The sequence below is a fragment of the Alloalcanivorax sp. C16-1 genome, from assembly GCF_046507805.1.
Taxonomy (GTDB): domain Bacteria; phylum Pseudomonadota; class Gammaproteobacteria; order Pseudomonadales; family Alcanivoracaceae; genus Alloalcanivorax.
Genome location: NZ_JBKFTK010000003.1, coordinates 163,587 through 176,571 on the forward strand (window position 1 = coordinate 163,587; position 12,985 = coordinate 176,571).

Sequence of the window (12,985 nt, forward strand, 5' to 3'; positions counted from 1 at the left end):
GGCACGGCCGTTCCGGTAGGGGTCCTGTTGCGGATGTGTAACCGGCCGGTTACGGGGCCGTCTTTGAAGACGGCCGGCAACCTGATTAAATAGCGCGTTTGGTCGAGCGCCGGTGCCCTTTCATGTTTTTCACGGACGAACGCGAGCAGTTCTTCAAGCCGCTCACCGGCAAGTACCGTGAGCAGGTGGTGGAGTGCGTGCGTCTGCTGCACGAGCGGTTGTACAGCAGCCAGGCGGACTACGGCGAATCGCTGCGGCGCGAGCAGGTGCTGGACGTGTTCGGCGAGGCCCTGGAGCGGGCGCCGCTGCTGGAGGGCGACGACGAGGCCGGGCGCTTCCGCAACAACCGGGAGCAGGCCGGCTGGATCCTCAACCTGCTGGTGGAACACGGCTGGCTCAAGCGCGACAAGGACGAGGCCTCGTTCCAGTCCACCTACCCGTTCAGCCGCAGCGGCCGGCTGTTCACCCAGACCCTGGTGGAGGTGGACGGGCGCAGCGTACGCACCCGCCACCGCAACACCCGCAATACCCTCAATGCCCTGGCGGCCTTCGGCGAGCGCGGCGAGGTCTATGACCTGCTCGACGCCCACGAACATTCCGAACGCATCATCGCCGACTTCACCGACATTATCGCCGAGCTGGAAGAGCGCAAGCGGGAACTGGTGCGCGAGGTGGAATCAAGGCAGCTGGTGCAGCAGGCCAGCGACCAGTTCTTCGAGTTCATGGAAAAGCGTTTTCAGCCGGACGTGGCGATCCGCATGTCCGCCGACAGCGTGGAAAAACACCGCGACCGCATTCAGACCACGATCGAACGCATCAAACGCAAGCCCCGGGCCTGGAAAGCCCAGGCCGAGAAGGATCTGCGTCAGCGGGCCCCGGATCTGGTCGTCAGCGCCGACGCCTCGGTGCTGTTCCAACTGCTGGACAGCATCGAGGCGCGCATGCGCAACGCCTCCGAGATCATGCTGCCGGCCCTGCGCCGCACCCTGCAGGGGTTCACCCGCCGGGCGGACATCATCATCCGCCAGCTCAGCTACCTGCACAGCCAGAAGCACAGCGACATCGTCGGCCTGTGCCAGACCCTGGCGGAGCTGGACGACGACGCCTATGGCGCGCGGCTGGAAAAAGCCGGCGACGCCATGGCCGGCCTGCATCTGGGGCTGGTGGACCCGGCCCAGGTACGCCTGCGCGAGCCGCGCGCGCAGCGGGTGGTGCGCCACCGCATGGAGGAATTGGCCGAGCCGGACCGGGACACCCTGCGCGAGCTGGCCACCCAGCAGCTGCTGGAAAAGGCTTTCAACATCAATGGCGGCGCCCTGCGCGACTATCTGCGCGAAGCCCTGGGCGCCAGCCGCCGCATCGACAACCGCGACCTGCCGGTGAACACCGCCCGCGATCTGCTGGCGCTGAGCCATGTGATCGAGCTGGGCAGCGCCGACCACGCCGCCGCCGGTTTCCGGCTGCGCATCGAACCCACCGACGTCGTCCGCGACGAGCACTATTTCGTGCGCCGCGACGGCTTCCTGCTGGAACTGGAACAGGATGACACTACGGCACGCCCTGAATGACGCCCTGGACGCCCAAGGCGTCACCCCGGCGCAGTTCTCGGAACTGATGATCCGCCTGCTCGACCGCGGCGTGCTGTGCCGCGACGAAAGCAAAAAGGAAGCGGAGCTGTACGACCGCTACCTGCGGATTCCCGAGCTGGTGGAGGATTACCTGAGCGTGCTGCGGGTGCGCCTGCACCACGAACGCCGCTTCGCCTCGGTGCGGCTGTTCCCGCCCGGCGCCGAGGTGCCCGGCCAGCCGGACCAGGACGACAGCGCCCAGGGCGGCCTGCGCCAGCGCCTGAGCCAGCAGGAGGTGGCGCTGATCCTGGTGCTGCGGGCCGAGTACGACAAATGCCTGCGCGACGGCCAGATCGACGAGCACGGCCAGGCCACCCTGCCCCTGGAAGCCCTGAATCTGGCCAGCAAGAACCTGCTGGGCCGGCCGCTGCCGGACGGCAGCGTGGAGCGCGAGGCGCTGTTCCGCCGCCTGCGCCAGCTGCGCCTGATCCGTGGCGCCGGCGACGCCGGCCTGGCGGACAGCGAAGCCTGGCTGACCATCCGTCCGGGCATCACCGGCCTGGTCACCGACGCGGTGCTGGCCACGCTCACCGACGAGCGCGAGGACCCACAGCCATGTACCTGAAGCGCTCGATCACCGTGAACTGGGGCAACCTGCCCGCCGGCGAGCTGGACTACGGCCCGGTGAATCTGTTTTCCGGCGGCAACGGCTCCGGCAAGACCACCGCCGCCGACGCCCTGCAGACGCTGATGACCGCCGCCCACGATAACCTGTTCACCTACAACCCGGGCCAGGACGAAACCACCCAGCGCGGCCGTGGCGGCAAGCAGGTGCGCACCCTGGCCTCCTACGTGCTGGGCTGCGACGACGGCGCCTTCGCGCGGCCCTATGACAGCGACGGCTACATCGCCGGCGTGTTCCACCCCACCCAGGGCGAAACCGCCGAACCCTTCACCGCCGTGATCGGCGTGCGCGCCCATCTGGACCGGGCCGGCGCCAGCGCCCAGGCCCGCCAGGACGAACTGCTGCTGATGATCGTGGCCGGGGAAATGCTGAGCCTGTCGGACTTCGTGCAGGAGCACGTGGACGGCAAGCACACCGTGGCGATCACCGACATCGCCCACCAGCTGCGCCGCCGCTTCGGCAAGAAAGCGGTGGAAACCTACGACAAAAAAGGCGCCTATCTGGCGCGGCTGTACGGCGCCCTGCGCGGCAAGCGCGACGCGGTCTCGCGCAACGAAGCACGCAACGCGGCGCGCACCTTCGCCCGCTTCATGGCCTACAAGCCGGTGGAGTCGATCAACCAGTTCGTGGCCAGCGAGGTACTGGAACCCCACGACATGGGCGATACCCTGCGCCGCATCCGCGACCTGATGCGCACGGTGCACGGCATGGCCGAGGAAGCGGAGCAGCTGCAGCGCAACGTGGACCTGCTCGCCCAGGCGCGCGGCCAGGCCGGCGACTACCTGGAGAACTGGCTGGAGCGCACCACCCAGGCCTACGGCGCCGCCGCCCAGCGCTTCCGCGCCAATCAAAAGCAGTACCTGGAACTCAAGGAACAACAACAGCGCCTGCGCCAGCAGCAAACCGGCAACCGGGAAGAAGCGGAACAGGTGCGCCAGCGCCTCGACCAGGCCCACCAGGAACTGGTGGAACTGCAGGCGCGCATCCTCGGCATCCCGGCCCTGCGCGACAAACAACAGCTGGAGCAACGCCGCGAGCAGCTCACCCGGCAACTGCAGGAAGGCGCCCGCCCGCTGCTGGAACAGGACCAGCAGCGTACCCGCAACCTGGAAGCCCTGCGCAATACGGTGGCGCTGCTGGCCCGCCACAGCGTGGAGCTGGAACTGCCCGGCTTCGCCAGCAAGCACTGGCGCCAGACCAGCAAGGCGCTGCTGGCCGAACAGCACACTCCCCTGCCCGACCTGAACCAGATGCTGGCCCGGGACTGGATCGACCTGTCACCGCTGGAGGAAGGACTGACCCGGGTGCGCGCCGAGCAGCAACTGCACAACCAGTTGGCGGATCACCTGCACGGCGAACACCAAGCATCGCCGGGCCAGGACGGCGACTCCCTGGCGCGCCGCCTGGACCGGCTGGTCGGCAAGCGGGGCCAGACCCTGGAAGGCCTGGACCAGCAGCAAAAGAGAATCGACCAGCAGATCCGCAACCTGGAATCCCGGCGGGTGAACTATCCTCAGGATGTGGAAATCGCCTTGCAGGCGATCCGCCAGCAATGTCCCCAGGCGGAGCCCCGGGTGCTGTGCGACCACGTGGAAGTGGCGGACCCGCTCTGGCAAATGGCCATCGAGGGCTACATCGGCGGCGCCCGCTTCGGCATTCTGGTGGAAGCGGACTACGAGGCCGAGGCGATCCGCATTGTCCGCCGCCTGGCCGGCAAACAGCGCAACCGGGCGCGGGTGATCCAGGGCGAACAGGCCCGCCGCGACGCGGAAAAAGTGTCGCTGCCGGACGACTCCCTGTTCCTGGCCCTGCGCTTCAGCCACCGCACCGCCGAGCATTACCTGAAAGCCTCCTACGGCAGCGTGGTGCGGGTGGAGGACGCCGACGCCCTGCGCACCACCCGCCGCGGCATCACCGCCGATGGCCTGGGCTCCGGCAACTACGCCCTGTTCCGTTGCGACCTGGACGACGGCCAGCTGGTGTTCGGCGAAGGCGCCCGCGAACGCAACCTGCAGGCCAAGCGCAACGAACAGCGGGACCTGGAAGACACCTACCAGCGCGCCGCCCAGGATTACCAGGCCGTTAAGCAGCTGCACGATCAGGTCCAGGCGTTCCGGCCCCTGAACTGGATCGGCGCCGCCGGCCAATTGCTGGATGCCCAGCGCCAGTTGGAAGAGATCGACAAGGCCCTCGCCGCCCTGGATCTCAGCGACCACCAGGAACTGGAAGACAAGCAGCAACGCGCCCGCGCCCTGCACCGGGACCTGGAAGCCCGACAAAAAGCCCTCAACGAGGCCCACGGCAAACTCACCGCCACCCTGGAAAGCTGCGACGCCGGCATCCGCAAACTGGCGGACCAGAGCGAGCGCTGCCAGCAGGAACAGGACGACGCGGAGGCCAACCTGCATGCCAGTACCCGCTACTGGCCGGGCCTGGACGTGGAGCCGCGCATCCAGGCCATGGATCAGCGCCTGCAACAGGCCCACGGTGAGATCGACTTCGTCGAGGAGGACCGGGCCCTGACCCGGCAGCTGGAACAAAGCCTGGGCGACCTGCTGCGCACCCTGGACCGCTACAACCAGCAGGCCCAGCCGGCGGACCAGGTGCTCGCCGACAGCCCCGAGGACATGCACAGCGCGCCCTTCTTCGGCCACGTGCACGGCCTCAACCAGCAGCTGGACAATCTGCACAACCGGCTGCGCAATAACGTGCTGCTGGAAAAACAGGAAAAACTGGCGGACCTGCGCAACACCTTCAACACCACCTTTATCAGTGACCTGTGCAGCCAGATCCACCAGGCCATCAAGGACGGCGAGCGGGTGCTGAAAAGCCTCAACAGCGAACTGGAACACCACCAGTTCGGCGCCGACCGGGAGCGCTTCTCCTTTGAGTGGGCGTGGATCCCCGAGTACAAGGAATACTGGAGCTTCTTCAAGGAAGTGCTCGATATTCCCAACCTGGGCGACGGCGCCAGCCTGTTCGACACGCCGCTCTCCGCCAAGGCGGAAACGGTCCGCGACCGGCTGCTCGGCCTGCTGCTGGACGGGGACGAACAACAGGCCCTGCGCGAACTGGAACGGATCAGCGACTACCGCCGCTACCGCCAGTACGACATCCTCAAACACCCGGAAAACAAGGCGCCCATCAGCCTCAGCCAGTACGGCACCGGCTCCGGCGGGCAGCTGGAGACACCGGCCTACATCATCCGCGCCGCCGCCATCACCAGCGCCTTCCGCTTCAACGAAGGCGACAGCCACCTGCGCATGGTGATCGTCGACGAAGCCTTCATGCACATGGACGAAAGCCGCTCCAAAAGCGTGATCCGCTACCTCACCGAAACCCTGGGCCTGCAGCTGATCTTCATCATGCCCACCAGTAAGGCCGGCCCCTTCCTGGACCTGATCAGCAATCAGTTCGTGTTCAGCAAGGTGCCCAGCCCCACCCCGGTGGGCGAACTCAATACCCGCGTGCTGCTGGACCGCCAGCAGCTCCACCCGGAGCGCGTCGCCGAGCTCTGGGACCAGCACCGCCGCGTGATCCGCCAGCAAGGGGCGCTGGATTTCATGGAAGAGATCGGCTGATCAGGCGGTCGCCGGCGCCCGGCGGCGCAGCGCCACCGTGAGCGCCAGCGCCGCCAGCACCAACGGCAGGAACGACACCCACAGCACCCGCTCCCAACCGTAGGCGCTGAGCAGGCCGCCGGAGGAAAACGAGCCCACCGCCATCAGCCCGAAAACGATAAAGTCGTTGAGCGATTGCACGCGGGTTTTCTCTTCCGGCCGGTGGCATTCCAGCACCATCGCCGAGGCGCCCAGAAAGCCGAAGTTCCAGCCCAGGCCCAGCAGCACCAGCATCCACCAGAAGTGACGCATCTCCAGCCCCAGCAGCCCGACGGCGGCGGACACGCCGGTAAGTACCAGACCGACGGCGGCCACCCGGCCGGCTCCGAAGCGGGCGATCAGGTTGCCGGTGAAAAAGCTGGGCGCGTACATGGCGATGACGTGCCACTGCAGCCCCAGATTGGCGGCGGCCTGGGAGTGCCCGCACAGGTGCATGGCCAGCGGGGCCGCCGTCATCAGGAAGTTCATCACCAGGTAGGAGACGGCGCCGCACACCGCCGCCGCCACGAAACGGGGCTGGCGGGCAATCACCGCCAGCGGCCGGCCACCGGCCTGCTCCGCCGCCGTCGGCGGCGGCAGACGCACGCCGATCAGCAGCAACGCGGACAACGCCGCCACCGCCGCCTGCACCACGAAGGTGGCGGCGAAGGTGAACGGCGGCCACAGGTCCATGGTCCAGGTCACCAGCTGCGGCCCGATCACCCCGGCGGCCACGCCGCCGGCCATCACCAGCGACAGGGCCCGCGCCCGCCGCGCCGGCGCCACCCCGTCCGCCGCCGCGAAACGGTAGGACAGCACCACCGCCGCGTAGGCACCGCCAAAGAAGGTGGACAGGCAAAACAGCCAGAACGACGCCACCAGCACCGCCACCGTGGCCACCACACCGGCCAACACGCCGGCCCCGGCGCCGAGCAGGAACACCGTGCGCCGTCCGCGCCGCCGGGCGATCACGCCCACCGGCAGGATCGACGCCGCCATGCCCACCACGAAAATCGACACCGGCAAGGTGGCCAGCACCGGCGACGGCGCGAAGGCATCACCGACAATGGCGCCGGTGGCATAGACCACCACGGCATTGGCGCCGGCCAGCGCCTGGGACACCGACAGCCGCCAGATATTGCCGCGTTGAATGTGATCGGGAAGCTCGGAGGAAACGGTGTCCATCAGGGGCGGCTCTGGTCAGAAAGGAAGCCGGCTATTGTTGTCCGATTCGCCGCCACGGACAAACCCCATCAAACCGCTCGCAAGGGCCGCGGGCGCCTATCACGCGTGCAGCCGGTTCTCCACGCGCAACCCGGCGACCCGCTCGAATTCGCGCGGATGTCCCCGTAGTGGGTCGCCGCCTTGCGGCCGTAATCCAGCACCTCAAGGCGGGAGGTGAAACCCTCGATGAGACCCTCCCATATATCAACCGCCGGCTCGTACCTCCCGCCAGCGGCGCGCGGCGCTGGCCAGCGCGCCGGCGGCGGCGAAGGTGGCGCCCACCGCCAGGCACAGCGCCGGCCCGCGCTCGCCGCCCAGGCCGAACAGCAGCGTTACCAGCGCCGAGCCCAGGGTCCAGCCGGCGAACCGCGCCACCGCGTTCATGCCCGAGGCGGCGCCGCTGCGCGACGCCGGGCCGGTGGTCATCATGGCGGTGTTGTTGGGGGTCTGGAACAGACCGAAGCCGACCCCGCACAGGGCCATGCGCCAGGCGATCTGCCAATAGGCCGCCTCCGCCGGCAGAAACACCATCAGCACCAGCCCCGCCGCCAGAATCCCCAACCCGACACTGCTGAGCACCGCCGCCGGATAACGCACCACCAACCGCCCGGCCAACTGGGCGGCGATGGCGGTGGTCAGCGGCCAGGGCGTGATCAGCAGCCCGCTCTGCACCGGCGTCATATTCAGCACCCGCTCGAACAGAAACGGCAACGACACATAGGCCAGGATCTGCGCCGTGTAGGAACAGGACGAGGTCAGCACCGCCAGGGAAAACACCGGCAACCGCAGCAGATCGAACGGCAGCATCGGCGACGGATGACGCCGCTGCTGCCGGAACAACAACACGAAGCAGACCAGCCCCGCCAGAATCTCCGCCACCGCCAGGCGGGTGTCGCCGCTGCCCAGGGTGCCAACGCCCACCACCAACAAACCGAACGCCAGCCCATTAAGCAGCGTGCCGAGCCCGTCGAACCGATGGGCGGTGCGCTCGCTGCCCGGCACCGTGCGCAGAAACAACCACAGCGCCACCCCGCCCAACGGCACATTGATCAGAAAAATCCACGGCCAGGACGCCACCGCCAGCACCATGGCCGCGAAGGTCGGCCCCAGCGCCGCCGGCACCGCCACCGCCATGGCCAGCCAGGCCATGCCCTTGCCCACCAGCCGCTGCGGATAGATCACCCGCACCAGCGCCACCCCGGCCACCGACAACAACGCCGCGCCGACGCCCTGCAGCAAACGGGCCGCCACCAGCGTGCCCAGGGTCGGCGCCACCGCGCACACCAGCGACGACAGGGTGAACACCGCCAGCCCGCTGGCGAACAACCGCTTCAGCCCCAGCGCCTCCACCATCGCCGCCACCGGCAACAGGCACACCACCGCCGCCAGTTGGTAACCGTTCACCACCCACACCGTGGCCGCATCACTGGCGCCCAGAGACAGGGCCATATCCGGCAGGGCGATGTTCACCACCGCGGTGCTCAGATTGCTCAGCGCGATGCCCAGCAACACCGCCACCGCCGCCCAGCGCCGCTCGCGCGCCGGCAGGCCATCACCCGTGGAAGAACAGGAAGAAGACGAAGAAGAAAGCGTGGTGTCACTCATCTGGCTGGCAGGCTCCCGGCAACGCACCGCGGCCCGAAACGCCCGGTCGACCGTTGCAATCGGGCCATGCTAGCATCGCCGGCACCGGAAATTACGCCAACGATTATCGATGACACGCCAAGCCGACTTCACCACCTCGGGCGATAACCGCCCGCTATTCCGCATCCGGCAAAAAGCGCGCCGCCCCGGCGAACGCATCGACCCCCACCACCATGAAGAAGCGCAACTGATCCTGGCGCTCTCCGGCACCACCCAGATTTACACCGACACCGGCCGCTGGCTGGTGCCCCCGCAGCTCGCCGTGTGGATCCCCGCCGGCATCACCCACCGCCTGGATGTGCTCTCCGGCGCCGAAATGCGCCTGCTCCACTGGCACCCGGACGCCCTCCGCCACTGGGCCCCGCACCTGCCCCTGGACCGGGAATTCGCCCTGCGCGTCTCACCCCTGCTGCGCGAACTCACCCAGGCCGCCTTCGCCCCCGACACCGACGCCGACAAACAGCTGCTTATCGGCCAACTGATGCTCCACGAACTCAGCGCCGTGGTCGACGCCCCCACCTACCTGCCCCTGCCCACCAGCCCGGTGGGCCAACGCGTCGCCCAACTGGCCCTCTCCGACACCGGCCTCGCCCTCACCACCCCGGACCTGGCCGCCGGCGCCGCCACCTCCGTGCGCACCCTCAGCCGCCTCTTTCCCGCCGAAACCGGCCTCACCTTCCGCGCCTGGCGGCAACGGGCGCGCATCGTCCGGGCCATCGACCATCTCGCGCGGGGCAAGACCATCGCCCAGGCGGCAGGGCTGGCCGGGTTCAGCAGTACTGCGGCGTTTTCCTATGCGTTCCGGCAGGTGACGGGGGGGACGCCTTCGGGGTTTATGGGGGGGTCGGGAGACGCGGTGGACACTCGCTCCGGCGACGATTAAGATCGATTTATCCTTAATCACACCGACACATTCCCACCCAAAGAGGTGTTGACCATGTCAGCGTCCAATCCGACCCGTTCAGTCACCGCCCACGTTCCCCTGGAACTGGCGGATCGCATCGACGAAGCCGCCATCCGGCTGGAGCGATCCAAAAACTGGATCGTCCGCCAGGCCCTGGCCGACTGGCTCGACCTGGAAGAGGAACGTGACAGGCTCACCCGCGAAGCGCTGGCTGACGTGGACGCCGGACGCGTGATCGACCATCAGGCTATTAGTGATTGGGCAGACAGTCTGGGCTCCGACTCGCCCCTGCCCGCTCCGCGCCGATGAAGCTGAAGTGGACCAGCAAGGCGCTGTCCGATCTGGTCAGGCTTTATGAATTTCTGGCGGCGATCAATCAACCCGCCGCGGCGCGCACCGTACGGCAACTCACCGACGCGCCCACCGCCCTGCTGACGAACCCACGGCTCGGCGAGCGGCTGGATACCTTCCAACCCAGGGCGGTGCGGCGCCTTCTGGTTGGCCATTACGAGATCCGTTACGAAGTGACCAATGACACCGTCTATATCCTGCGGCTCTGGCATACGCGGGAGGATCGGTAGCAGGAAGGCTCTGGCCCAATAGAGCCATGCGCAAGGGTTTGCTATTCTCTCCCGCCTGGCCCGCCCTCTTCCCGGGCCGTCACCCACACTCTCCAGAAAACAGGCGATACCGCGCTTATGGCAAAGGACGACCTTTCCGGGCATACGCCCATGATGCGCCAATACCTCGGCTTGAAGGCCGACCATCCGGATCAGTTGCTGTTCTACCGGATGGGGGATTTCTACGAGCTGTTTTTCGGTGATGCGCAGAAGGCGGCGCGGTTGCTGGATATCACCCTGACCCAGCGCGGGCAGAGCAATGGCAAGCCGATTCCCATGGCCGGGATTCCGTATCACGCGGCGGAGGGGTATCTGGCGCGGTTGGTGAAGTTGGGCGAGTCGGTGGTGATTTGCGAGCAGATCGGCGATCCGGCGCTGGCCAAGGGGCCGGTGGAGCGCAAGGTGGTGCGCATCGTGACGCCGGGGACGGTAAGCGACGAGGCGCTGCTGGAAGAGCGGCGGGACACCTTGCTGTGCGCCCTGTTCGAGGACGGGCCGGCGGTGGGCGCGGCCAGTCTGGATCTGGCCGCCGGGCGGTTCGTGGTGACCCGGGTGGAGGGGCACGAGCAGTTGCAGGCGTTGCTGGAGCGCTGGCAGCCGGCGGAGTTGCTGGTGTGCGAGGACCATGGTTTGCCGGCGGCGCTGGTGGAGCGCGCCGGGTGCCGCAAGCGGCCGCCGTGGGAGTTCGACGGCGAGGCGGCGTTGCGGCAGTTGTGCAAGCAGTTCGGGGTGCAGGACCTGTCCGGGTTCGGGCAGCCGCCGGCGGTGGCGGTGGCCGCCGCCGGGGCCCTGTTGCAGTACGCCCGCGACACCCAGCGCAGCAGCCTGCCCCATGTCACCGGGCTGGCCATGGAGGCGTTCGACGACGGGGTGGCCATGGACGCGGCCACGCGCCGCAATCTGGAGCTCACCGAGACGCTCAACGGCGACGAGTCACCGACCCTGGCCTGGGTGCTGGACAGCACCGAGACGGCCATGGGGGCGCGGTTGCTGAAGCGCTGGATTCACCGGCCGCTGCGCGACCGGGCGGTGCTCGGCGATCGCCAGCGGCGGGTGGCGGCGCTGCGCGATGGCTGGCGGTTCGAGGCGGTGCGCGAGGTGCTGGACCGGATCGGTGATATGGAGCGGATCCTCGGCCGGGTGGCGCTGCGCTCGGCGCGGCCCCGGGACCTGACCCGCCTGCGCGCCAGCCTGGAGGCGCTGCCGGCGTTGCACGCGGCACTGCCGGAGGACGAGGCGTTCGCGGCGCTGCACCAGCGGCTGGGCGAGTTTCCCGAGCAGGCGGCGCTGCTGGCGCAGGCGGTGATCGAAAACCCGCCGATGCTGATCCGCGACGGCGGCGTGATCGCCGAGGGCTACAGCGCCGAGCTGGACGAGCTGCGCTCGATCAGCGAGAACGCCGGCCAGGTGCTGGTGGACATCGAGACCCGGGAGCGCGAGCGCACCGGTTTCTCCACCCTGCGGGTCAAGTACAACCGGGTGCACGGCTATTACATCGAGCTGTCCCGGCGGGAGGCGGACAACGCGCCCATGGATTACCAGCGCCGCCAGACCCTGAAGAACGCGGAGCGCTTTATCACCCCGGAACTCAAGGAGTTCGAGGACAAGGCGCTGTCCGCGTCGAGCAAGGCGCTGACCCTGGAAAAACGGCTCTACGAGCAGTTGATCGAGACCCTGGCGGCGCAGCTGGCCGGGCTGCAGGGCAGCGCCGCGGCGGTGGCCGAGCTGGACGTGCTGGCCGCTTTCGCGGAGCGGGCCGAGGCGCTGGGCTGGGTGCAGCCGCACCTGGTGACCGAGCCGGTGGTGGAGATCGTCGATGGCCGCCACCCGGTGGTGGAGCAGGTGCTGGACGACGCCTTCGTGCCCAACAGCCTGCATCTGGACGACCAGCGCCGCATGGTGATCATCACCGGCCCGAACATGGGCGGTAAATCCACCTACATGCGCCAGACCGCCCTGGTCGCCCTGCTCGCCCATATTGGCAGCGCGGTGCCGGCGGCCAGCGCCCGGGTGGGCAAGCTGGACCGCATCTTTACCCGCATCGGTTCCTCCGACGATCTGGCTGGCGGCCGCTCCACCTTCATGGTGGAGATGTCGGAGACCGCCAACATCCTTAACAACGCCACCCCGGAAAGCCTGGTGCTGATGGACGAGATCGGCCGCGGCACCAGCACCTTCGACGGGCTGAGCCTGGCCTGGGCGGCGGCGGAACATCTGGCCCGCAATCTCAAGGCGTTCACCCTGTTCGCCACCCATTATTTCGAGCTGACGCAACTGCCGGAGCAGTTGCCCGGCGTCTATAATGCGCACCTGACCGCCAGCGAACACGACAACCGCATCGTCTTTCTGCACCGGGTGCAGGAGGGGCCGGCCAGCCGCAGCTATGGGCTGCAGGTGGCGCAACTGGCCGGGGTGCCGGCGGGGGTGATCCGCCGCGCCACCGATAAACTGGCGGAGCTGGAACAGGGCGAGCGGCCCAAGTCGGCGCCGCCCGCTCCGGCCACGGCACCGGCCCAGGCGGATCTGTTCGGCGCGCCCAGCGCGGTGGAGAAGGCACTGGCGGACCTGGATCCGGATTCGCTGACGCCACGGGAGGCGCTGGAGCGGCTGTATGCGCTCAAGGCGCTGGGCAAAGGGTAACGCGTTATATCCATATGCGTTCGCGGACCGGTTGCGGCGCTTGCCTGAAGCTGGCAGTCCGGTAGACTAGCGCCGCCCCCAAGTCGCATGGCGTCGGCGCG

At 68.2% G+C, this 12,985-nt stretch carries 9 protein-coding genes; 7 read left to right on the forward strand and 2 right to left on the reverse strand.

What is annotated here, in order from left to right; genetic code table 11:
- Positions 1–122: 122 nt before the first annotated feature.
- From ACLD0W_RS11470 to ACLD0W_RS11480, 3 genes are read left to right on the forward strand one after another with little or no spacing between them, the layout of a single operon-like run.
- Positions 123–1,568, forward strand: a complete 1,446-nt coding sequence (locus tag ACLD0W_RS11470) for a Wadjet anti-phage system protein JetA family protein (RefSeq protein ID WP_410307623.1) — start codon at positions 123–125, stop codon at positions 1,566–1,568.
- Positions 1,543–2,193, forward strand: a complete 651-nt coding sequence (locus tag ACLD0W_RS11475) for a DUF4194 domain-containing protein (protein WP_410307624.1) — start codon at positions 1,543–1,545, stop codon at positions 2,191–2,193. Before ACLD0W_RS11470 ends, ACLD0W_RS11475 begins: the two co-directional genes overlap by 26 nt.
- The gene (locus ACLD0W_RS11480; RefSeq protein ID WP_410307625.1) at positions 2,184–5,834 is read left to right on the forward strand and encodes an ATP-binding protein; all 3,651 of its coding nucleotides are present in this window, start codon (positions 2,184–2,186) and stop codon (positions 5,832–5,834) included. The genes ACLD0W_RS11475 and ACLD0W_RS11480 overlap by 10 nt, the downstream gene beginning before the upstream one ends.
- Here ACLD0W_RS11480 and ACLD0W_RS11485 read toward each other — a convergent pair whose 3' ends face one another.
- Both ACLD0W_RS11485 and ACLD0W_RS11490 read right to left on the reverse strand, forming a co-directional pair.
- The gene (locus tag ACLD0W_RS11485; protein ID WP_410307626.1) at positions 5,835–7,037 is read right to left on the reverse strand and encodes an MFS transporter; all 1,203 of its coding nucleotides are present in this window, start codon (positions 7,035–7,037) and stop codon (positions 5,835–5,837) included.
- 243 nt (positions 7,038–7,280) lie between these two features.
- The gene (locus tag ACLD0W_RS11490) at positions 7,281–8,681 is read right to left on the reverse strand and encodes an MFS transporter (RefSeq protein WP_410307627.1); all 1,401 of its coding nucleotides are present in this window, start codon (positions 8,679–8,681) and stop codon (positions 7,281–7,283) included.
- A 109-nt stretch (positions 8,682–8,790) separates the two neighbouring features.
- Between ACLD0W_RS11490 and ACLD0W_RS11495 the strand changes: the two genes are divergently transcribed.
- The 4 genes from ACLD0W_RS11495 (at position 8,791) to mutS (ending at position 12,884) form a co-directional block, all read left to right on the forward strand.
- Complete coding sequence (locus ACLD0W_RS11495) at positions 8,791–9,603, forward strand: AraC family transcriptional regulator (RefSeq protein WP_410307628.1); 813 nt, start codon at positions 8,791–8,793, stop codon at positions 9,601–9,603.
- Positions 9,604–9,657: 54 nt separating this feature from the next.
- Complete coding sequence (locus ACLD0W_RS11500; RefSeq protein WP_410307629.1) at positions 9,658–9,933, forward strand: CopG family ribbon-helix-helix protein; 276 nt, start codon at positions 9,658–9,660, stop codon at positions 9,931–9,933.
- Positions 9,930–10,205: a type II toxin-antitoxin system RelE/ParE family toxin gene (locus tag ACLD0W_RS11505; protein WP_410307630.1), complete on the forward strand. Its 276-nt coding sequence runs from the start codon at positions 9,930–9,932 to the stop codon at positions 10,203–10,205. The genes ACLD0W_RS11500 and ACLD0W_RS11505 overlap by 4 nt, the downstream gene beginning before the upstream one ends.
- 150 nt (positions 10,206–10,355) lie before the next feature.
- Complete coding sequence (mutS, locus tag ACLD0W_RS11510) at positions 10,356–12,884, forward strand: DNA mismatch repair protein MutS (RefSeq protein WP_410307631.1); 2,529 nt, start codon at positions 10,356–10,358, stop codon at positions 12,882–12,884.
- Positions 12,885–12,985: the final 101 nt, after the last annotated feature.